This window comes from Streptomyces sp. NBC_00310 (assembly GCF_036208085.1).
GTDB lineage: Bacteria > Actinomycetota > Actinomycetes > Streptomycetales > Streptomycetaceae > Streptomyces.
Genome location: NZ_CP130714.1, coordinates 10,265,596 through 10,287,156, shown reverse-complemented (window position 1 = coordinate 10,287,156; position 21,561 = coordinate 10,265,596). Strand labels below are relative to the sequence as shown.

Below are 21,561 nucleotides of genomic sequence, written 5' to 3'. Positions count from 1 at the left end.
CGTGACGACCATCGGCAGACCTGGCGAGCCCGTTCGCTGGTGGTGAGGTAGGCGTTCTTGAGCCGGTCGTGCCACGGGTCCAGGTAGGCGCCCGTGTCGCGACGCAGATACGCCTCGACCGGGCGGATCTCGCAGCCGAGCTCCTCGGCGTACGCCAGGGTCGGGGTGGTGTACCAGCCGGGCCCCTCGGGACGGAGGCCGCTGGGTTTCTCATCCCTGAAACACGGCGCCCCAGTACTGTGGCTTCGCATGACCGATTCCGAAATCAAGATCACCGCAGGCCTGGTCCATGACCTGCTGCGGGAGCAGCATCCGGACCTTGCGGGGCTGGCCATCCGCGAAGTGGCGGGTGGGTGGGGCAATCAGATGTGGCGCCTTGGGGACGACCTGGCTGTGCGCATGCCGCGTACAGAAGATGCCCCGGACCTCCTGCGCAAGGAGTACCGGTGGCTGCCCGTCCTGGCTCCGCGCCTGCCGCTCCCGGTCCCCCGGCCTGTACGGATCGGTGAACCGTCCGCCCGCTTCCCGAAGCCCTGGACCATCATGACGTGGGTTCCGGGCGAGCCACTGGACCACACCTCGATCAGCTGCGGCGACCACGCGGCCGACCATCTGGCGGGCTTCCTCAGGGCGCTCCACGTGGAGGCTCCCGCCGAGGCGCCGGCCAGTTCGGACCGCGGCGCTCATCCCGACAAGTGCACGGACGGCTTCGACCACTTCTTTCGAGCCGTCGCACCCGGCGACATCGCCGACGAGGTCCGGGCCGTCTGGGACGACGCCGTCGCGGCCCCCGAGTGGGAAGGCCCGCAGGTATGGGTGCACGGTGACCTTCATCCCGCGAATGTCGTCGTCTCGGACGGGACGCTCTCAGGCGTGATCGACTTCGATGCCCTGTTCGCCGGCGATCCGGCATGGGACCTCGCGGCCGCATGGGTGATCCTTCCCGCGGGCGCCGCCTCACGCTTCTTCGACGTGTACGCGCACGCGGACGAGGCGACGATCCGGCGCGCCCGCGGGCTGGCTGCGATGAAGTGCCTGTTCCTCATGCTGATGGGCCAGAACGGGGACCGGGGACTTCCTGGCGGCAAGCCGACATGGGGACCCGCGGGCCGGGCAGCGCTCGATCGTGTGCTGAGAGACGGTTTGGTGTAGGCGCGGAGCGACGACGTCGGTTCGTGACGCCCCTCAAGCGCGGTTGCAGTTCACGCGATCGGGAGTCGTCGTGCGCCCGCACGCCGAAATCGGGGACCTCCGGTCCGCCGGGAACGAGGGCGTACGCCGCCCCGACGGGCCCGGGGCCGCGATGCGGCGGTGGTTCGAGAGTCCTGGGCCGACGGCCTTCCGGAAGGCTCCCACCCGCCCGTGCGCGCGCTCACGAAACAAGCTCTGACCTGGTGAGCGCGCCGAGTTCGCCGCGCAGGAGCGTCGAGAGGGTCGTCGGAACGGTTTCCCGGACTGCCGGTCCGTCGTTCCACTCCGTCAACAGCCACCGCGTCACGAAGGCGCAGGCGTCCGGCAGTTCGCGGGTACCCAGGTACGCCATCGTGTCCACGTCGTACAGGCTCTCGCCGGCCGGCGACTGGAACGTCAGCATGCGCCCGTCGCCCACCGGCCACGTCCAGAGCAGCGGGGCGACGCGGTCCGGTGCCGTCCGCTGGGCGCGGGCGTGGGTGTGCCCCTCGCCGGCCTGTTCGGCGGTGGACACCTTGACCACCACGGCACCGGGGCGCGGGGCGACCAGTACCGCGATGAGCAGGGCCCCACTGGCGCTCACTCCGGTCGGCCGCCAGCGGGGGGCGAGCGGCCGGACGGTGCCGCCGTGCCCTCCGTGGCGGGCCCACTGGACCAGGGCGTCGGAGGCCGGCTCGTCGTCGAACAGATCCCTGTGAAGGCCGTCCTCGTTCTCCACCGAGCCTTCCCCCGTCCAGGACCCGTCCGCGCCCGACGCCGCGCTCGGCTTCGGCTTCGCGGGTGTCCGGACGACGCGTCCACCTGAGCAGACGCTGACAGTACATCGCTTCACCGGACCGCCGTCACGGGAGCGTCGAGGCCTCCCCAGCCCTCCTGTCGTACCAAGTCGCCCCGTTGTCAGTTGGGTTGTGGTGTCGTGCGTGCGACGACGGTCTGCAGGTCGTGCATCGCGGCCTGGAAGTCGACCCGGTCCGCGCTCTTGAAGCGGCGGAAGAACCAGCCGGGCACACGGGTGTGCCGCTGCCGGGACTGGAAGATCACGTCCTGCACCTGCCGGGCGAAGAGCAGCAGGGCGGCCGTGTCACCGCCGGCGGCGACCCTGGCCTCCAGGAGTTCCATCACGCGCTCCCGGTCCGCGACCACCTGCCACTGCGTACGGCACACCTCCACACCCATCATCACCGCGCCGAGGGAGGGCACGTACCACAACAGCAGCAGGTCGAGCAGGCTCATGCGTGCCGAGAGGCCGACGGCGAGCCCCGTGCCCAGCCAGAGCAGCAGGGCCGTCAGCACGGTCCGGGCGTAGCGGCGGCGGACCCGGGCACCCCACCCGAGGTTCTGCTGCTGGCAGGCGAGCACGTCGTAGGGGTGCGGCAGTTCGGGAATCTCGTAGTAGTCGCGCAGTTCGGCCTCGTCGCCCGTGAAACGCCTGCTGAGGCTGCTGATCAGCTGCGGGGCGGGCGGGGATCCCGCCATCGCGCCGTTCCACTCCAGGTGGAACAGCCGGACGTCGAACGACTCCTGCAGCAGCGCCGCGCGACGGGACTCGCTGCTCTCCCACGAGGTGAGGCCGACGGAGTGCGCCACGGCCCAGACTCCGCCCAACACGGTCACGGTGACGGTGAGTTCGGGAAGGAGGGCGGTGCCGAGTCCCGCGACGGCCAGCAGTACCGACACACCCAGGCGAGCGTTGGCCAGACGCTGGGCCCTGCGGTGGGAGACCGTCATGGCCCGCAGCCGGTGCCGGGCCGCCTCCTCGTTCTGTTCCGACAGGATGCGGGAGCCCCCGACCGGCTCACTGCCCATGACGTCCCCCTCGTCCTCGGCCGTACTCTCAACTGTGCCCGCCGCGCGGTCCGGTGTACACAGGGCATGGGCCGGCCGCCGCCCTCGGCGGTGCCACAATGGCTCCGATCGATGCGTGGCGAGCCATGACCGGCGTACCGGCGCCTTCGCGCGGGGGGACGATGACCGAACTTGTCGAGCTGACCGCGTGCCTGGAGGACGAGGACGCGGCACGGGCCCTGCTGCGGTGGGCCGACGTCAACGGGTCGAAGGTCACGCCGGTCAGGCCCCGGTGGAAACCGTCGGGGAAGGGCTACACGGGCGCGGCGCTCACGGCCGTGACGGTCATTCCGGGGCCGGGGATCGTCGTGGTCAAGCTGTGTCCCGCCGACCAGCACGCGGAACACGCGACGCACGAGCACGCGTTCCGCGCTTCCCGGCTCCGAGGGGACTTCGCCGAACGGCACCTGACCGAGCAGGTCTTCCCGCCGTACCCGGTGGGCGACGGGCGGCTGCTCACCTTCCAGAAGCCCGCCGGCGGCAGCCTGCGCGATGTGGTGACGATGGCCCGCCTGGGCCCGGAGGAACTGCTGTCCGTCTTCCGTGCCGTGGTCACGGGGCTGGTGACCGACTGGAACAGAGGAGTCCGGGACCGGGAGGCCCAGGAGGTACCCGTCTCCCGATTCCTGCGCGGTGAACTCGGGGCACTGGTCGAGGAAGAGGGGGAGGTACGGGCGTACGCCGCCGGAGTCGACGCGCGTCTGCTGGACCCGAACGAGCCGGGGTGGATCGAGATCGACGGCGTCGTCGTACCGAACCCGCTGCTCATGGCAGGGGAGAACCCCCGGCCGGCCGACCCGCTGTTCCACGTGGTGCACGGTCTGGCCCACTCCGACCTGCATCTGCAGAACGTCATGGTGCCCTCTCCCGGAGGGACGCTGCGCCCCGACTCCTATCGACTCATCGATCTGCCCGACTTCTCCGACGAGGCCCCGCTGACGCGGGACCTCGCGACGCTGATGCTGTCGGTCCTGGCCGACGAGAAGGTGCCCGTCGACCTCGACCCGCGGCAGGAACACGCGCTGCTGTCCCACGTGGTGAACCCCCGGGATGCCCATGTCCCCCATCTCGTCCCCTGGTTGCGGGAGCTCGTGGACGGCATGCACACCGCCTGCGCCGACGTCGTCCCGGACAGCTGGCAGGACCTGTGGGCGGATCAGCGGCTCCTGTCCGTCCAGGCGACGGCCCTGCGCTTCACCACCTACACGAACCTGGGCGACACCCGCAGATGGCGGTTCTTCCGTCTGGCGGCCTACGCGGGCGGCGAGTTGCTGGCGCGGCACGAGGTGGAACGGCCACCGTCCGCAATGAAGATCGTGCCGCCTCCGTCCACGGGCGCCGTGACCGTGCCCGGCCGGCCCGCGCGCGGGCCGGGGGTGGAGGCTGCCCCGTCCTCCGGCTCGCGGCGGCCGAGGGGCATGCCGCACATGGCGCCCCCCGTCCCCTCGGACTTCGTCGAACGGCCCGAGCAGGGCGACGACGTGGTCAGGTCGCTGCTGAAGGCAGCGGCGCCGGAGGGCGGGGCCTGTCCCGCCGACGCCCCCTCCGCCGTGGGCCTGACCTCCACCGTCACCGGCGTCCACGGCACCGGCGGGTTCGGCAAGACCACGCTGGCCGCCTGGGCCTGCCACCACCCCGACGTACTGGCGGCCTTCCCCGACGGCGTGCTGTGGGTACAGCTCGGCCAGGACGCGTCGCAGCAGCGGATCATCGCCGTGGCGCGTGACCTGGTCGCCCTCCTCACCGGCGCCGAACCCCCGGCCTACGCGACCGTGGAGGCGGCGGGGGTCGAACTGGGGGCGGCGCTCGACGGACGGCGCGTCCTGCTCGTCGTCGACGACGTGTGGCGGCGCGAGGACCTGGAACCGTTCCTGCGGGGCGGCAGCGGCTGCGTCCGGCTGGTGACCACCCGCAGACCCGGGGTCCTGGACCGGTCGGCGCCGCTGATCCGCGTGGACCGGATGTCCTTCGCCCAGTCGCTGAACCTGCTGACGGCGGGAATCGACGGGGCCGACAACACCACCGTGCTGCCCCTGTCCGAGCGTTCCGGCCGCTGGCCGCTGGCACTGCGCCTGTTCAACGGCGTGCTGCGCAGCATGGTGCAGCGCAGCGGTATGGACCTGGCGGACGTCGTGCGCGCCATGACCGACGAACTGGACCGCCGAGGGCTGCGGGATCCGATCCACACCGACCCGGACCCCCACACGCGCACGATGGAAGCCACCGTCGACCTCAGTCTCGTCGAACTCGCCCGGATCCGGAACACCGGCCATGCCTCCCTGGCCCGGCTGCTGGCCACGGCCTGCTTCCCGGAGGACCAGCACATCCCGTACCGCTGGCTCGCCCGGCTCTGGGGAGTGTCCGAGCTGACCGCGCGGCAGGAGTGCCTCCGCCTGGACGACCACTCCCTGCTGGCCCAGCTCGACGCCGAGGGCGTACGGCTCCACGACGTCATCCGTGACGTCCTCCGCCGCCGCGACCCGCACGCGGTACGGCGGGCCCATCGCACCCTGCTGGACGCGCACGCCCCGCTGTGCGGCGGAGCGGGCTGGCACGCCCTGGCCGAGCCCGACGCCGACCCCGAGTTCCTGGACCAGGTCACGTACCACCTCGCCGCAGCCGACGACGGCATCGGCATCGGCATCGGCCACACCACCACCGACTTCCGCTTCCTGGTGGAACGGGTCTGGCGCAGCGGCCCCACGGCCCTGGAGGCGGAAGCGGTGCGCCGCAGGCAGGTCTTCCTGCCCCTGGGCATGGACATCTACGCGGCGGAACTCGGTTCGCTGGTCTACGGGGAGGCCCATCTGCTGACCGGGCACGCGCGACGCGTCGACCTGGCCGTCACCCTGTACAGCCGCTGCCTGGCCTCACCCGAGGTGATGCGGCGGTTGCACCACTCCCATGAGGTCCTGGCCGGAGGGCTGATCGCGAAGGCGCCCTTCCCCGATGGTCCCGACGGGCGGTTGTTGCGGGTGCTGACCGGTCATACGGGGTCCGTGCACGCCCTGTGCTGGAGATCGGACGGCCGGCTGCTGGCCACCGGCGGCGGTGACGGCACGGTGCGGATCCGCTGGGTCGACGAGGACGGCAGACCGGACCTCGTGGTGGACGCGGCGGGCGGCGGACCGGAACCCGGCGTGGACGCGGCGGGCGACGACGGCGCGGTGATCGGCCTGTCGTGGAGCCCGGACGTGGTGTTCCTGGCCGTGGGCACCGACTGGGGTGACGTCCTGCTGGTGGACCCCTCGGAGGGACGGATCGTGCGGCGGCTGACCGTCGGTGACGACGACCGTCCCCGGGTCCAGGTGGCCTTCGCTCCCGACTCCCGGGCCGTCGCCGTCGCCTGCGGGAGCGACGTGCGGCTCTGGCACGCGCCGTTCACCGAGGACAGTCTGGGGCCGCCTCTGCCCGGCCGACGCGACGCCACCTGCACCGTAGTGGGCTGGCACGAGCGGGGCGGGCTGGCCGTCGGCCTCGGCGACGGCGGGGTCCAGCTGTGGCGGGGGGAGCCGGCGGGCGAACCCGCGGTGCTCGGCACCGGGCAGTCCGTGGTCCAGGCCCTGGACTGGCATCCGGAGGGGAACCTGCTGGCCGTCGCCGGGCACTCGGCGAAGGTGACCCTCGTCGACTGCGCCGGGTCCGACGCCGTGGCCCGGATCCACGGAGAGGACCCCTCCCGGGCGACCTGGCTCCAGTCGCTGGCCTGGACGCGGTCGGGCGACACCCTGCTCACGGGCGACAACGACGGCACCGTCTTCGTCTGGAAGGTCTCCTGGTGGGCGAACACACCGCGGCTGGAGCTCACCGACAGCTTCTCCGCCCGTGGTGTCCAGGCGAAGGCGATCGCTCCGCATCCGCGGGAGGACCGGATCGCCGTCGGCACCCGTCAGCCCGTGGTGCGCCTCTGGATCCCCGAGCGACAGGACTCCCCCGACGCCGGACTGGCCGACCGGGTGAACACCGTGGCCTGGTCCTCCAGGGGTGCCCTGGCCGCCGGAAACACCGGAGGACAGCTGATGTCGACACCGGCGGGTGTCGCGGACCTGCCGGTCTGGTCGGAGTACGCGGTGTCCGCCCACGAAGGCGACCTGCGGGCCGTCGCCTGGTCGCCGGACGGGCGGCGACTGCTCACCGCCGGTGACGACAACCGGCTGGTGCTGTGGGACGCCGAACGGCATGAGGTGATCCGCGTCCTGGCCCGGAGGCTGACCTATCCGGGCGCGGTCGCCTGGAGCGCCGACGGCCGCTGGGTGGCCGCCGGGGACGGCACCGATGTGCTGCTGTGGCGGACGACCGAGTGGCAGCGGGCCGGCACCATTGCGGTGGGCGCCAGTGTCAACGCCCTGGCGTTCGCACCCGACGGGTCCCGACTGACCGTGGCCACCTCGTCCATGGAGCTGCGCGTCGTCCCTCTCGACCCGACCGGCCGGCCCACGGGCACGGTCGGCGAGTGGGACGGTCATGTCGGTTCGATCAGTTCGGTGTCCTGGTCGCCCGACGGCCGGCACCTGGCCACCGCCGGGTACGACGGCTACACGCTGCTGTGGGATCCGGCGACGGGAGAGCCCCGCCGCGTGCTCGAGGGCGACGGCACGGCGGTGTGGTCCGTAGCCCTGTCACGCGACGGGAACCGTCTGGTCGCCGTCACCATGGAAGGCTCCGCCTTCCTTTGGGACACCGAGTCGGCGGCCGAGCCGTGCCGCCTTCGCGTGGACAACCACCTGTCCTCCTGCGCGTTCCACCCGCACGACGACCGCATCGTCCTCGGCGGCTCGGCCGGCCTCTACCTGTGCGAGGCCGCCGGGCCGGTGAGTGAGGTCGCGTACCCGGCTGTGTAGTCGTCGGACTCCGTGGTCGAACCGGACGGCCGAGCGCGGGCGCCACCCTCAGCCGGGCGTCTCCCCGTCCGCCCAGTCACGGATGAGCCGGATCGTGCGCTCGGTCCGCTCCTCGTGCAGATAGTGGCCGGTGTCGGGCCAGTGCTCGACCCGTGAGCCGGGCACCCGCAGTGTGCCGCGTTCCCACTCGGCGGCCTTGTCGAACGTCCACACGGTCAGCGCCGGCTGCGTTCGACGGCGCAGATACGCCTCGCTGTAGGGGCGGGCGCCCACCGCGCCGGGGTCGGTGTACATGCCCGCGTAGGCCTGGGCGACGACGTGGTCCGGTGTGCCGAGCATGGTGCGGATGTGCGCCGTACGAAGGCCGGGCGGGGCCTGTGGGGAGAAGGCACCGGCCACGAAGGAGGCGGCGGCGCGGGCGCCGTGCTCCCGGTACTCGGCGAGGCGGGCGGGGATCTTCGCGACCTCGGCTCCGTGCGCGCCGTGCGCGGGGTCGAGGGCGATGACCGACCGTACGGTTCGCGGGTGGCGGGTGGCGAGCAGGTTGACGACCTGCACGCCCATGGAGTGACCGACGGCGACGACCGGCCCGACGCCCAGGGAGCCGATCAGCGCGGCCAGGTCATCCGCCATCTCCGCCGGGGTGTTGCCCTCGTCCGGCACCTCGGAGCGGCCGTGGCCGCGCAGGTCGGGGACGAGGACGCGGAACCGGTCGGCCAGTGCCTCGGCGTGGGGCGACCACTCCCGTCCGTCGCCGCCCCAGCCGTGCACCAGCAGCAGCGCCGGGGCGTCGTCCGGACCGAGGGACGTGCAGAAGACACGGATGCGGCCGAGGTCGAGCAGGACGGGGTTGTGGATCACGAAAAGCTCCGCAGTGAGTGATCGGAGTCAGAGGGTGAACAGCAGGGTGCCGAAACCCGGGTGGTCGCACTGCTGGGGAGCGCCTTCCGGCCGGAGTCGGCTCGCCACCTGGGCGGTGTACGGGGCGGACTTGCCGGCGCGCTTCACGTAATGGTTGTGGGCGATCTCGTAGATGGCGCGGTAGGTGCCGCGCCCGTCGGTGGAGATGGTCGACCAGTGCCAGTCGCACCGTCCGAACGTGGCGTCGTACGGGACGGTGTTGCCGAGGTTGTACTTCGCCGTGTACTCGTAGCCCGCCAGCAGCAGGGAGTTGGAGGCGCCGAACAGGTCGAGGCCCTGGATCCAGCCGGTCTGGCAGATCTCGGCGAGCGAGCCGAGGATCAGCTGGGCGTACCCCTGGCTGCGGCCGGACTCGCAGCACTGGCCCGTGCCGGACTGGATGAGCTTGGTGAGTCCGCAGCAGGTGTGCGTCATGAAGGCGTTGTACGCGTGGTCGAACAGGGTGAGGTTGTCGCAGGCCACCGCGATCTGCAGCATGCCCTTGAGGCCCATCAGGCCGTAGGCGCCGTCGCCGTAGATGTTGATGAGCGGGACGAAGACGTTCTCGAACATGGCGACCGTGTCGGCGAGTTCGGCGGCCGTCCAGCTGCCCGCGGGGCCGGTGTAGTGCATGATCTCGACGGCGGCGGCGAGTTTGGCCCCGTAGATTCCGGCGGCGAGTCCGGCGTCCTTGCCGTTGATCTCCTGGAGGGCGTCGGTCCAGGACTTGATGATGCTCAGGGCCTTGGTGGCGTGCGCGGTGTCGCGGGTGATGTACCACATGAGGGCGTTCTGGTACGCGGCGTTGCAGTCGTACCAGAGCTCCGCGTTGCCGGGATCGCCGGCGGGGTCGCGGGTGACCGTGGCCCGGCCGCCCGCCACGGTGTAGGTGGAGCGGGAGAAGAAGTCGTTCTTGAAGACGTTGTAGCCGCTCAGCCAGGGTTCGGCGCCGGCCGCGACCTTGGCGCGCATCCGGTCGAGGTCGGCACGGCTGTGCAGCACCCCGGGATGGGTCAGGGAGGCCAGGCCGGAGGTGACGGCGGCGGCCGGGTTCGCCCCGGCGAGGGACGCTCCGGCGAAGCCCGCGGTGCCGACGCCGGCAGCGGTGATCTGGAGGAAGCGCCGACGGCCGGGGGTGCCCGGCGTCGTGGAGGGTCGCGGCTCTGCCATGGGCTGTCGGTCCTCTTTCACTCGACGTTGAGTGCGGAAGTGGAGGCGAACGGGGGCCGGTGCGGTCCCCCGCGCCGCACCGGCCCGCTGGTCGGTCAGCGGCCCCGGTGAAGCACCAGGGTGCTGAGGGGGCCGAGCTTCGGTCGCTGCCCGGCACCGATCGTCCTGCCGGTGGCCAGGTCACGGGCCGGGCCGAAGTCCTGACGGGCGGGCAGGGTGAACGTCCTGTCGGTGGTGGTGTTCATGGCGATCAGGTAGTCGCCGTACTCGCAGAGGTAGAACGGCGCGCGGCCGACGAGCATGGTCTCCACGCCGTCGAAGTGGACGCCCAGGGCGGGGTCGGGGATGTCGTCGGGGATCGGGGCGAGACGGTAGACGTCGCCCTCCTGCGACTGGTGGAGCGTGTCGCCCGGCGGAGGGAAACCGCCCGGCGGGAGATGTCCGGCGCCGGGGTCGTTGATGGCGTAGTCCCAGAGGATCCAGTCGCGGGCCGTGAACGTCTCGTCCGTCGTGCCCGCACTGCGCTCACGGACGGTCGCCGAGCGCTGGTCGACGGGCGTGAGGTGGTGGATGCGGGCGTAGTTGTTCACGCCCTGGCGGGACCGCCAGTAGAGGGAGGCGAACAGCAGCTCCTCGCCGTTCTTGACGGCCAGGCAGCCGTTCTCCTCGTCGGTGAAGACGAAGTCGGGCTGCTCCCAGGCGGTGGGGATGCGGGCGGGGCGGTTCGCGAGGGCCTGGAAGGCGTCCCAGTCGCGGGAGACCAGGCGCAGCGCGGAGAGGCCGACGCGGGTCCAGGTGTGGTTGACGAGCAGGCCCAGCTGCCGGAAGAACTGGCCGTCGTCCACCATCTCCTGGGTCCAGCCGACGATGTCCGGGTCCTTGAAGACCGCGGCGGACATCACGGGGTTGGAGTCCCAGGCGGTGCGGGACGCGTAGGCGATCTCGCCGGGGTAGACCTCGTTGCGCCAGCCGATGACCGTTTCGATCCGGGACACGCGGGCGCCCGTCTCGTCGACGTCCACGACCCGGAACCGGCCGCGCGCTTTGATGATCTTGACCATCTGCTCGCGCAGTTCGGGCGCCTCCTGGGCGTCGTGGCCGCGCGTGACGGACTCGTACATCATGACCAGCCAGTCGATGACCTCGCCGTAGCTGCCCACATAGCCCAACTCGCGGGTCAGACCGGCCCGGGTGACCTGATGGTAGGTCTCGCCGAGCGGCTTGGTGGGGTTGCCGTCCTTGTCCTCCCGGCCGAGGTAGGGCTTCATACCGAGCGACTGGTACATGTAGTCGCGGGCCCTGTCCTCCGGCAGTGCGAGGTCCGGGGCGAGGAGCCTCAGGCCCCGGTTGGCTTGGTACAGGCCGATGGCGCAGATCTGCGACTGGTTGGTGTAGTGCGGGAAGTGCTGCCGCCAGTAGTCCCGGCTGGACTTGAGCATGTCGGTGTACGCGGCGCGGCGCACCGGCTGTTCGGCGGGGCCGGCGCTCTTCGGCGGGGTGACGGTCAGGTCGTCGAACCAGGCGGTGCCGGGGCCGGACAGCCGCAGGTGGAACTCCACCTGGGTGGCGCCCGACGGGGTCTCCAGGTCGATCGAGACCTGCTCCCAGCCGTGGGTGCCGGTGGCCGCGAACTCGCGGTGGTCGCTGCCGACGAGCTTGCCGTTCGCGTCGTAGAACAGCGGGTCGACATGGGCACCGGTCCCGGTGACGCCGTCCGTTTTGATCCAGGCGCTGTAGGTGTACGTGCCCTCGCCGACCTGGAACTTCGCCGTGTTGTAGGCGGTGACGAAGCCGTTCGACGCGGTCGCCGCGACCTTCAGCGAGGCGGAGCCGGAGCGGGAGACGTCCGTGACCCGGGACCAGGTGGCGTCGGCGGTCCTGCCCCAGCTGGGGACGGTCCAGCCCGTGGGCACGGTGGCGGTGCCCTGCTCGAAGCCGGGGTTGCGTATCTCGGTCGGCTCGACCAGCTCCACGGAGTCGAACCAGGCGGTGCCGGGGCCGGACAGCCGTAGGTGTATCTCCACCTGGGTGGCACCGGACGGGGTCTCCAGGTCGATGGAGACGTACTCCCAGCCGTGGGTGCCGGTGGTCGCGAACTTCTTGTGGTCGCTGCCGACGAGCTTGCCGTCGGCGTCGTAGAACAGCGGGTCGATGTGCGCGCCGGTCCCGGTGACGCCCTCGGTCCGGATCCAGGTCCCGTAGGTGTAAGTACCCTTTCTTATACGGGTCTTGGGGCTGGAGTAGGTGTACATGTTGCCGCCGGAGGCGGGCACCTGGAGCTTCAGCGAGGCGGAGCCGGTACGGGAGGCCGTGGTGTCCCGCGACCAGGTGGCGCCGGAGGTCTGCCCCCAGCCGGGCGCCGACCATCCCATGGGGGTCTCGTCGCCCTCCTCGAAGCCCGGGTTGGTGATCTCGTACGGGGAGCCGGTGACCCGCTGGTCGAGGCGGTCGCCGAGGTGTTCCCAGAGCAGGGCCAGTGTCAGGCCGACGCGGCCGAAGCCCTGCCACTGCTGGTCGGAGCCGGTGAGGACCGAGGCGTCGGACTTCCAGGCCATGTAGCGGCCGTCGATGGCCCGCAGCACGCGGTCCAGGGCGGCCGGCTTCTGGTGGGCGGGGCTGCCGGACCAGAGATAGCCCTCGGCGAGGGACTGGAACGCGAAGGCGTCCATGCCGGCCGGGTTCGCCGTGGTGAGGTAGTGCTTCTGGTCCTTCGCGACGCGCCGGCGCACGGCCTCCAGCACCTCGGCGCCCTCGACCGCTCGCGGCTTGAACTCCGGTGCGGGTCCTTGCTGTTCGCCTTTCGGCGGCACGAAGTACGGCTCGGTGTGGGTGTAGATGCGATAGATGCCGCGCGAGGGCGTCGTCATCCTCCGGTACAGCTGCTCGGGGTTCTGGCCGTACGACCAGATGCGCCCCATGGCGCGGATCTCCAGCGTGACCTTCTTCTTCCCGGACGTCATGCTCTCCGGCAGCGGCAGCGTGTGGAAGAAGAAGCGGCCCGGGGTGCGCGGGGCGGTGTCGAGGATGTCGAGGCTGTCGACGGCTCCCTCGTCCTGGTAGCCGACCTGGCGGCCGTCGACGAAGAGCTGCAGCCGCCACATGTTCGTGCCGGAGCCGGCCTGTTCGGCGGTGTCGTCGTGGTCGTCGCCCCACAGGCGCACCGTGACGTAGGTGGTGTCGGTCGGGCTGACGGCGACGTCGAACGTCAGCGTGCCGCCCCAGTAGCTCGCCGGTGCGGTGGGGTTGAGGACGCGGGCGCTCTGGCCCAGGCCGCCGGTGACGGTGTCGGAGAGGGTGGCGGTGAGGTCGTGCGCGGCCTCGGACTCGGCGTCACCGAAGACGACGATGTCGAGGGGCTGGCAGACGGCCTTCTTGAACGCGGCCGAGTCGTCGGACTCGGTGACCGGTGCCGCGGCGGCGGGCTGGGAGGTCAGCAGGCCGAGGCCGGCGGCGACGCCGGTCGTCCCGGCGTACTTGAGCACTTCACGTCTTCTGGGGGCGTGGGACACGACACTGTTCCTTCTTACTTGAGGCTGCCCATGAGAATTCCGCTGCGCCAGTACTTCTGGAGCGTGAACATGAAGATCGCGAGCGGAACGATCGACAGCAGGGACCCGGTGAGCACGAGGGTGTTCATGTCGCGTGCGGTCTGCGCCTGCTGGAGCCATGAGTAGAGGCCCAGGGTGACAGGGAAGGTGCGCTCGCCGTTGAGCATGAACAGGGGGAGGAAGAAGTTGTTCCAGATGTTGATGAACTCGAGCATGAAGATGGTGATGCCGCCGGTGCTCATCAGCCGGAGCGCGACCGCGTAGAAGATCCGCAGCTCGCCGGCGCCGTCGATGCGGGCCGCCTCCATCAGTTCGGTGGGCACCGAACTGTCGGCGTACACCTTGCCGAGGTAGACCCCGAACGGGTTGATGAAGTATGGGATGAGTACCGACCAGATGGTGTTGGTGAGCCCGATCTCGGAGAACACCAGGTACAGCGGGAACGCCAGCAGGGTGCTGGGCAGCAGCGAGGCGCCGACGATGACGGCGAAGAGCGCGCCTCGGCCGCGGAAGTCGAACTTCGACAGTCCGTACCCGGCGGCGAGCGAGACGAGGGTGGAACCCGCCGCCCCGAGGGTGGAGTAGAGGACGGAGTTGCCGATCCAGCGCAGGAACACACCGTCGTGGTAGGTCGCGATGTCCTGGAGGTTGTCGCCGAGGTGGTTGGAGGAGAACCACAGACCGAACGTGGAGTAGAGGTCGGTCTGGTCCTTGGTCGCGGAGACGATCAGGAACCAGGTCGGGGCGAGCGAGTAGAGCAGGAAGACCACCAGCAGACCGGTGGTGAGCACCACCGCGCGGCGGGAGGGGCGCACGCCGCCCCCGGAGGCAACACTGCTCATGACATCTTCCTGTTCGTGGCGCGGTAGAAGACGAAGGCGAGGATGCCGGTGACGACGGCCAGGACCAGGGACTCGGCGGCGGCGTACTGGTAGTCGCCGACCTTGAAGGCCTTGTCGTAGATCTCCATCATCGGTGTGAAGTCCGTGTTGATGGACTCCGGTGCGATCTGCCGCATGATCAGCGGCTCACCGAACAGCTGGAGCCGGCTGATCAGGGAGAACATGCCGGTCAGCACCAGGATCCCGGTGATGTTCGGCACTTTGATCGACCAGGCGATCCGCCACTCCCGCGCGCCGTCCAGCCGGGCCGCCTCGTACAGCTCGCGGGGCAGTGCCTGCAGCGAGGCGGAGATCAGGATCATGTTGAAGCCGATCCCCTGCCAGGTGAGCAGATTGCCCAGCGAGAGGTACGTGTTGAGGCCGCCGAAGAACGTGATCTCCGCGCCGAAACGCTCCGCGAGGTCCAGCAGCGGGCTGCCCGTCGGGCTGTAGAGGAACAGCCACATCAGGGTGGAGACCACGGCGGGGATGACGTACGGGATGAGCAGTGCCGCGCGGAAGAAGCGCACCGCGCGGGCGGCCACCCCGTCGAGCAGGAGTGCCAGCAGCAGGGCGATGCCCAGCATCACCGTGATCTGCGCCGCGCCGAACAGCAGGGTGCGCCCCATGCCCGTCCAGAAGGCGCTGTCCCCGAGAACCGAGGCTAAGTTGGCGAAGCCGGTGTAGACGACCCGTGTCGGGCCGAAGCCGAGGCCACTGCTCCTCTTCTCGTGCAGGCTCTGGCCGAAGGCGTAGCCGATCGGCACGACGTAGGTGGCCATGAAGCCCAGCAGGAAGGGGAGCATGAACAGCAGCCCCTTGTAGGCTCCCCGCCTCCCGGCCCGGCGGGGGAAGGGCCGCCGGACCGGGGAGTCGGTCGCGGCCTTCGCCGGTCGCGTCAGGGTGGACACGGGTGTCTCCAATGTCTCCGGGTGAGGGTGGGTCGGCTGTCGGCGGAGCGGGGCGCGACCGCGCGGCTCCCGGCGGGGGTCAGCTGCCCGCGACCGCCTTGATGCCCTTGTCGTTGAGGTCGTCGACGGTCCACTTCTCGATGCTCGTCAGCATCTCCTCGACCGTGATCTCCTTCTTCATGACCTTGCCCCACTGCTTCTGCATCTCGGAGTACATGGCCGCGTAGTTCGGGCCGTACTGCCACTGCTCCCCCACCCGGGAGGCGGCGGTCGTGATCACCTCGGCGCTGTCGGACTCGCCGTTGAACATCTCGGTGGGGATGATCTTGTCGACGTACGGCGAGACGTCCGGGACCGCCGGGAAGAGACCGGACTTGGAGGCGGGGTCGGTGAGCGTGGTCAGCGACTCCTCGCTGCTGGACAGCCAGGCGGCGAACTCGGCGGCCCGGTCCGGGTACTTGCAGCCCTTGAGTACGGCCAGGACGTCGAAGTTGCTGGAGGTCCGCGGCTTCGCGGTGTCGAAGACGGGCGAGTCCGCGAGCTGCCACTTGCCCTTCGACTTGGGGAAGTTGGTGTCGTAGATCGGCAGCTGCCAGGTGGACGTCGTCATCGCGATGGTCGTCCCGAGGTCCCAGGTCTTGAAGACGCCCGGGTCGGCGTAGGAGGCGTTGGAGGCGAGGTCGTTGTCGACCAGCCGCTGGACGATGTCACCGGCCCGCAGTGCCTCGGGCGAGGTGAAGTCGACGACCCAGTGGTCGCCGTCCACCTTGTACCACTGGGCGCCGGCTTCCCAGGAGAGGTCGACCAGGGTGCTCGGGTCCTCACCGGCCATGTTGAAGATCTTGACCTTCTTGTTCTCCTTCTGCGCCTTCTTGCCGGCCGCGATCAGGTCGTCCCAGGTCTTGGGCGCCTCGATGCCGTACTTCTCGAACAGGTCCGCGCGGTAGGCGGTGAACAGCGGTGAGGAGCCCATGGGGATGCCGAAGGTGGTGCCGCCGGGGCTGACCGCGTTCCACGCTGCGGGCGTGTACGTGTCCTTGTACGGCCCGGCGACCTCGGTGACGTCGGTGAGCAGGCCGTCGGCGGCGAAGTTCGCCAGGTTCATCCCGTCCATCTTCGACAGACAGGGCGCGGTGCCCGCGTTCACCGCGGCGCGCAGCTTCTGGTACGCCGTCTCACCCGCGGGGTTGACGAACTTGACCTGGGTGTCGGGGTGCGCCTTGTTCCACACCTTGGTCTGGGCCTCGATGCCGTCGGTCCAGCTCCAGAACTCCAGGGTGACCTTGCCCTTGGTGGCCTTCGCCGCGGAGTCGGAGTCGGCGTCGCCGCCCCCGCAGGCGGCCAGCAGGAGGGACAGGGACGCCGCGGCGGCCGCCGCGGCGAGGGCTCTGGCACGGAACTGGGACATCGGTCCTCCACGAACGGAAACAGGACGGCGCTAGGGCGTGTTTCGGAAGTCCCTTCTGCTCTGCGACGCCCGGCACGCACTCTCGCCGCACCGGACGAAAGGCCAAGTACGCCCAGTACGAGGCCTTTCGTCCGGCGCGCCGAGAGCACGCACCGGACGCCGCAGAGCCGCCCTTCGGGCGACGAAGGGACTTCCGAAACACGCCCTAGGGGTGGGGGAACCGGCGCGGTCAGCGGTGAGGCAGGGAAGGCAGAAACGCGGTGACGCCTCCCGAGGGGTAGTAACCGGTTGTTGTGGACCGTAGGACGTGAGCGGCCAGAACCACAAGAGGGGGCGGCCGGCTTGTTTCGTCCGACTTTCAACAGCGTTACCTGGCTATCATTTCGACCTGCATTTTTCCCACCGATATCACTGAGAGTGAGCCCTCATCCCGATCGAGCGGCACCCCTCGCCGACCATTGACCTGAGGACCGATGGCTCTCTAGCGTAGAAACCGTTTACCCGAGCGAGGTTCAATCGGACCTCTCCCCCGCCCTCGTGCCCGAGCAGGAGCGCCATGCCCCCGCAACCGCTTCCACCCGCCGTGTTCGCCATGGACCCGGTCCATCTGCCGGAGCTCTTCCCGGCCCCGCTCATGACGCGGCTACGGCAGCTCGTGACCATCGATATCGGTCTCGTCGTCCAGGACTTCACCGATCCGGCGGCCCTGCGCGCGCTGGCGCGGGCCGAGGTGCTGATCACGGGGTGGGGTTGTCCGCGCGTCGGCGCGGACGTACTGGACGCGGCGCCCCGGCTGCGGACCGTGCTGCACGCCGCGGGCAGTGTGCGCGGCCTGATCGGCGAAACCGTCTGGGAGCGGGGACTCACCGTGTCCAGTGCCGTCCTCGCCAACGCGCTTCCCGTGGCCGAATACACGCTCGCCGCGATCCTGTTCGCCGGCAAGGACGCCTTCGGGCTGCGGGAACGCTTCCGGACCGAGCACGTGTATCCCGCCCCGGCCGCGTACGCGGCCGTCGGCAACCTCGGACGACGGGTCGGGATCATCGGCGCGTCGCGCGTGGGCCGCCGGGTGCTGGAACTCCTGCGCCCCTTCGACCTCTCCGTCGGCCTGTACGACCCGTACGTGGGCGAGGCCGAGGCGGCGGCGCTCGGCGCGGTGTCACTGCCTCTCGACGAGCTGCTGCGGACCAGCGACATCGTCAGCGTGCACGCGCCCGACATTCCGGAGACCCGCCGGATGCTCGACCGCGAACGACTCTCGCTGATCCGGGACGGCGGCGTACTGATCAACACCTCGCGCGGTGCCCTCGTGGACCCCGAGGCCCTCACCGACGAGCTGGTCGGGGGCCGGATCAGCGCGGTGCTCGACGTCACCGAACCGGAGCCGCTGCCCGCGGACTCGCCCCTCTACCGCCTGCCCAACGTCTTCCTCACCCCGCACATCGCGGGCTCCCTCGGCAACGAACTGGCCCGCCTCGGCGGCACCGTCGTGGAGGAACTGGAACGGCTCGCCGCCGGCCTGCCGCTCGCGCACGGCGTGCGCCGCACGGAACTGGAGATCAGCGCTTGACGCGTCCGAGTACAGGCACGAACTCCCTGGTACCGCAGGGGATGGATACCGCGAAGGCGCTGGGCCGGAACCTCCGCGAAGGCGCTGGGCCGGAACCTCCGCGACGGCGCTCGGCCGGAACATCCGTGCACGCGACGAACCGGTCCGTGGGACCGTCGCCGCAGGGTGCGTCCCGGGAAGACGTACCCGTCCTGCTGGGCAACCGGCCGATGTCCACGTCCTTTCGGACACCGCCGACCCGTGGCGTTCGGGCGAGCTTGCACGGCCTCGCACGACTGCCCCCGCTACCAAGGTCCGCCGCCGACGCGAGACGACCGTGGACAGTGGACGGGCTCCGCGGGCCCGGCCGAATGAGCGGCGCGCTCGCCCAGGGTGGCCCGAGGTGTACGCAGCGCGGCTCAATACGGGTCACCGCGACCGGCGGCCGGGGACGGTGGGGCCGACGCCCTCGGCGAGGCCGGGCGGCCTGCCCCTGGCGACGTCCCCGATGATCTCGGCCTGGGGACCCAAACCCGTGCCGCCTGGGTACCGGCACCCCCGTAGTTGAGTACGAGCACTCAGGCTCCGCGCGGCGAGCGGGCCGACGATGTGGATCTGCCTCGTCAAGCCCGGGAGACCCCATGTTCAGCCGCCTCGCCGACGTCCTGGTACCCGCCGTCGGTCGTCTCACGGTGACCACCGACGCCGGATCCGCGGTGGCGCCGGGCAGCATCATCGCCGCCAACCACACCTCGCTCGCCGATCCCGCCATCGTGCTCGCCGCGCTGCACCGCCTCGGCGTCCAGCCGGTCGCCATGGGCGCCGCGGGCCTGTGGCGGATCCCCCTGCTCGGCCGTGCGCTCTCCCGCGAGGGGCACATCCCGGTGTACCGCGGGGACCCGCGCGCCGCCGACGCACTCGATCTCGCCGCCGACGCACTGGCGGAAGGCCGGACGGTTCTCATCTACGCCGAGGGCGGCATCCCGCTCCGCAAGGATGCCGCCGAAGCCGCGCCCGAACCGTTCCGCAGCGGTCTGACCCGGCTCGCCGAGCGCACCGGCGCGCCCGTCGTGCCGGTCGGCCAGGCCGGGGCACGCCGGGTCACCTCCGGCAACACGGTCAAGCAACTCACGGGACTGCTCACCGCACCCCTGCGCCGCCCCGATCTGCACGTCCACGTCGGGGCACCGCTCACCCTCACCGGCGGCCACACCGCGAACACGAGGCAGGCACATGCCGCGGTGACGGCCGCCTGGCGCACGGCGGCCGCCCGCCTCGGCGAACCGGCCGCACTCGCCGCGTAGCGGCCGGCGCCGGGCGGACGTTTCAACGACCCGGCCCGGCTACCCGAGCGTGACCGCTCCCCCTTCCAGCCGCGCCCGCAGATGAGAATCGTCAAGCGGCCGGCCCCGGACCCGACCATTCCCTCCCCGTCGGCCTGGGCCGGTACTACCATCAGCGGCCCGCGTGGCAGAGCTGCGGCACCGGCCCGCAGCTCCCCGCCGACCTGCGGTGCGCGACGGTCACCGTGCCCCTCGACTCCTATGAACCTTCACCGCCTCAACGCATGGTGGAACGACACCCCAAAGGCCCGCACTCGAACATCACACGTGGCAGCCCTTCGGCCTGCTGAGTCGATTTCTGACTCGGCGGACAGTCCCTAGCTAGCCGTCCACCAACGAGGCCACCAGGCGCGTCATGGCGGACCGTGGGTCAGGCGTGCCGGGCCAGCTGGTCATCAGAAGGTGGTGGGCGGTACCTACGATCGCGAGAGCCATGGCGCTCGGGTCGACGGTCTCCGCCACCCTGCCGAGCCCCTGCTCGGCCTTCAGATAGCTGGTGATGGCCTCCTGGATCGCAGTGAAGCCCGGTGCCCCGCCTTGCAGGGCCGCGCGGATGCGCAACGCGGCGGCAGGGCGAGTCATGGCCAGGCCCGACAGGGCGGGGCCGCCGGAGTCGAACAGCGCGAGGACGACAGCGTCGAGGTTCCGCGCCACCGTGCCCTGCCCGGCGAGCACCGACAGCGCCTGCGCCTGCGCCGCCGTCCGCGCGAACCGGTCGAGGCAGAGCTCGGCCACGAACTCGTCGAACCCTGCGAAGTGCGCGTGCAACAGCCCCTTGGCGCAGCCCGCCTCGGTGGTGACGGACCGGCTGGTGAGCGCGCCGGGGCCGTCCCTTTCCACGACACGCTCCGCGGCCGCGAACAGCCGCTCGCGCACGTCCGGCGTCGCCACTCCGCGCGGTGACATGGGCCTCTCTTCCGTTCTGCCGCCATCGCCCACATGGGGCACAACTTCTTGAATGGTAGCTGGAATTGCCTATTTGGGCACGCGCCCATACAGTTTGGGCGCACGCCCATTCTCCGTCGTCCCACCTCAGGAGGCGCCCGTGTCAGACGTCGTCAACACCGACCAGGCAAAGGCATGGAATGGCCCCGAAGGCGCCCACTGGGCACGCAACCAGGACCGCTGGAACGCCGTGAACGAGGGTTTCAACGAACCGCTACTCGAAGCCGCTGCGATAACCGCGGCTCATCGGACCATCGACCTCGGCTGCGGCTCCGGGCAGACCACGCGCCTCGCCGCGCTCCGGGCACCCCAAGGGAGCGCGCTGGGCCTCGACCTGTCCGGCCCGATGCTGGCTGAGGCGCGGGCCCGCGCGGAGAAGGACGGCATCACCAACGTGTCCTTCACGCAAGGCGACGCGCAGGTGTACCCCTTCGACCCTGGCGCGTTCGACGCGGCGATCAGCCGCTACGGGGTGATGTTCTTCGCGGACCCCGTAGCGGCCTTCGGCAACGTCGGCCGGGCACTGCGACCCGGTGGGCGCCTGGCGTTCGTCTGCCCGGCCGATGCCATGCTCAACGGCTGGGTGACGGCGGTGGCGTCGCTGCGCGACTTCCTGCCGGTCGGCGACTTCGGGAAGTCGGGGCTGCCCGGAATGTTCTCCCTAGCCGCCCCGGACTGCATCCGTGACGTCCTCATCGCGGCTGGATTCACCGGCATCACCATCACCCAGGCGCAGGTGAACGGGGCATGGGGACGCGGAGCCGAGGACGCGGCGGAGTTCCTGCTGGGAACGGGCCCCGGTCGCCACCTGATGGAGCAGGCCGACGCGGCTGCACGGGCCCGCGCCCGCCGTACCCTGACGGAACATCTGCGCGACCACGAGGCGACGGACGGCACGGTCCGGCTGCGCAGCACATCGTGGCTGGTCACGGCAGATCGCCCGGCCGACCCATCGGACAGGCCCTAAACCAGCGGGTGCGTATTCTCGGGTCTCGGCTGGGTCGTCCCGGTGTGCGGGAACCCGGCGGG

General features: G+C 70.7%; 14 protein-coding genes. 5 read left to right on the top strand and 9 right to left on the bottom strand.

All coding sequences use genetic code 11. The features are described 5' to 3' along the window. The first annotated feature begins 249 nt into the window (after nucleotides 1-249). Nucleotides 250-1,152, top strand: coding sequence for an aminoglycoside phosphotransferase family protein (locus OG202_RS44810; RefSeq protein ID WP_327732037.1), 903 nt, complete (start codon nucleotides 250-252; stop codon nucleotides 1,150-1,152). A 220-nt stretch (nucleotides 1,153-1,372) separates the two neighbouring features. On the opposite strand, the gene OG202_RS44805 is transcribed toward OG202_RS44810, so the two are convergent. Both OG202_RS44805 and OG202_RS44800 read right to left on the bottom strand, forming a co-directional pair. Beyond that, nucleotides 1,373-1,909 carry a hypothetical protein gene (locus OG202_RS44805; protein WP_327726361.1) on the bottom strand — a complete coding sequence of 179 codons (537 nt, stop codon included), beginning with the start codon at nucleotides 1,907-1,909 and terminating at the stop codon, nucleotides 1,373-1,375. Between the two features lie 179 nt (nucleotides 1,910-2,088). Continuing rightward, nucleotides 2,089-2,997, bottom strand: a complete 909-nt coding sequence (locus OG202_RS44800; protein WP_327726362.1) for an S-4TM family putative pore-forming effector — start codon at nucleotides 2,995-2,997, stop codon at nucleotides 2,089-2,091. A gap of 161 nt (nucleotides 2,998-3,158) precedes the next feature. On the opposite strand from OG202_RS44800, the gene OG202_RS44795 reads away from it, so the two are divergent. Continuing rightward, a complete protein-coding gene (locus OG202_RS44795) occupies nucleotides 3,159-7,877 on the top strand; it encodes an NB-ARC domain-containing protein (protein WP_328224589.1) in 4,719 nt (1,572 codons plus the stop codon). Nucleotides 7,878-7,925: 48 nt separating this feature from the next. Here the strand turns inward: OG202_RS44795 and OG202_RS44790 are convergent, their stop codons facing one another. The 6 genes from OG202_RS44790 to OG202_RS44765 form a co-directional block, all read right to left on the bottom strand. Next, on the bottom strand, nucleotides 7,926-8,720 hold the full coding sequence (locus tag OG202_RS44790) for an alpha/beta fold hydrolase (RefSeq protein WP_405896138.1): 795 nt from the start codon (nucleotides 8,718-8,720) through the stop codon (nucleotides 7,926-7,928). Nucleotides 8,721-8,765: 45 nt separating this feature from the next. Continuing rightward, entirely contained in the window at nucleotides 8,766-9,947 is a 1,182-nt protein-coding gene (locus OG202_RS44785; protein WP_327726365.1) for an alginate lyase family protein, read from the bottom strand. 95 nt (nucleotides 9,948-10,042) lie between these two features. Beyond that, nucleotides 10,043-13,456, bottom strand: coding sequence for a twin-arginine translocation signal domain-containing protein (locus OG202_RS44780; RefSeq protein WP_328224588.1), 3,414 nt, complete (start codon nucleotides 13,454-13,456; stop codon nucleotides 10,043-10,045). Nucleotides 13,457-13,470: 14 nt separating this feature from the next. Further along, nucleotides 13,471-14,337: a carbohydrate ABC transporter permease gene (locus OG202_RS44775; RefSeq protein ID WP_326584591.1), complete on the bottom strand. Its 867-nt coding sequence runs from the start codon at nucleotides 14,335-14,337 to the stop codon at nucleotides 13,471-13,473. Beyond that, complete coding sequence (locus OG202_RS44770) at nucleotides 14,334-15,287, bottom strand: carbohydrate ABC transporter permease (RefSeq protein ID WP_328224587.1); 954 nt, start codon at nucleotides 15,285-15,287, stop codon at nucleotides 14,334-14,336. The genes OG202_RS44775 and OG202_RS44770 overlap by 4 nt, the downstream gene beginning before the upstream one ends. A 79-nt stretch (nucleotides 15,288-15,366) precedes the next feature. Further along, the gene (locus tag OG202_RS44765; protein ID WP_327726368.1) at nucleotides 15,367-16,695 is read right to left on the bottom strand and encodes an ABC transporter substrate-binding protein; all 1,329 of its coding nucleotides are present in this window, start codon (nucleotides 16,693-16,695) and stop codon (nucleotides 15,367-15,369) included. Nucleotides 16,696-17,251: 556 nt separating this feature from the next. On the opposite strand from OG202_RS44765, the gene OG202_RS44760 reads away from it, so the two are divergent. Both OG202_RS44760 and OG202_RS44755 read left to right on the top strand, forming a co-directional pair. Beyond that, nucleotides 17,252-18,265: a hydroxyacid dehydrogenase gene (locus OG202_RS44760; RefSeq protein ID WP_327726369.1), complete on the top strand. Its 1,014-nt coding sequence runs from the start codon at nucleotides 17,252-17,254 to the stop codon at nucleotides 18,263-18,265. 620 nt (nucleotides 18,266-18,885) lie between these two features. Next, nucleotides 18,886-19,548, top strand: coding sequence for a lysophospholipid acyltransferase family protein (locus OG202_RS44755; protein WP_327726370.1), 663 nt, complete (start codon nucleotides 18,886-18,888; stop codon nucleotides 19,546-19,548). Between the two features lie 360 nt (nucleotides 19,549-19,908). Here OG202_RS44755 and OG202_RS44750 read toward each other — a convergent pair whose 3' ends face one another. Next, entirely contained in the window at nucleotides 19,909-20,493 is a 585-nt protein-coding gene (locus OG202_RS44750; RefSeq protein WP_327726371.1) for a TetR/AcrR family transcriptional regulator, read from the bottom strand. Between the two features lie 139 nt (nucleotides 20,494-20,632). Between OG202_RS44750 and OG202_RS44745 the strand changes: the two genes are divergently transcribed. After that, the gene (locus OG202_RS44745; protein WP_327726372.1) at nucleotides 20,633-21,499 is read left to right on the top strand and encodes a class I SAM-dependent methyltransferase; all 867 of its coding nucleotides are present in this window, start codon (nucleotides 20,633-20,635) and stop codon (nucleotides 21,497-21,499) included. Nucleotides 21,500-21,561: the final 62 nt, after the last annotated feature.

Bases quoted from the DNA above. Each gene is read 5' to 3' on its own strand.
- OG202_RS44760 (WP_327726369.1), top strand. From the start codon at position 17,252: ATGCCCCCGCAACCGCTTCCACCCGCCGTGTTCGCCATGGACCCGGTC.
- OG202_RS44810 (WP_327732037.1), top strand. From the start codon at position 250: ATGACCGATTCCGAAATCAAGATCACCGCAGGCCTGGTCCATGACCTG.
- OG202_RS44750 (WP_327726371.1), bottom strand. From the start codon at position 20,493: ATGTCACCGCGCGGAGTGGCGACGCCGGACGTGCGCGAGCGGCTGTTC.
- OG202_RS44775 (WP_326584591.1), bottom strand. From the start codon at position 14,337: ATGAGCAGTGTTGCCTCCGGGGGCGGCGTGCGCCCCTCCCGCCGCGCG.
- OG202_RS44755 (WP_327726370.1), top strand. From the start codon at position 18,886: ATGTTCAGCCGCCTCGCCGACGTCCTGGTACCCGCCGTCGGTCGTCTC.
- OG202_RS44795 (WP_328224589.1), top strand. From the start codon at position 3,159: ATGACCGAACTTGTCGAGCTGACCGCGTGCCTGGAGGACGAGGACGCG.
- OG202_RS44785 (WP_327726365.1), bottom strand. From the start codon at position 9,947: ATGGCAGAGCCGCGACCCTCCACGACGCCGGGCACCCCCGGCCGTCGG.
- OG202_RS44800 (WP_327726362.1), bottom strand. From the start codon at position 2,997: ATGGGCAGTGAGCCGGTCGGGGGCTCCCGCATCCTGTCGGAACAGAAC.
- OG202_RS44765 (WP_327726368.1), bottom strand. From the start codon at position 16,695: ATGTCCCAGTTCCGTGCCAGAGCCCTCGCCGCGGCGGCCGCCGCGGCG.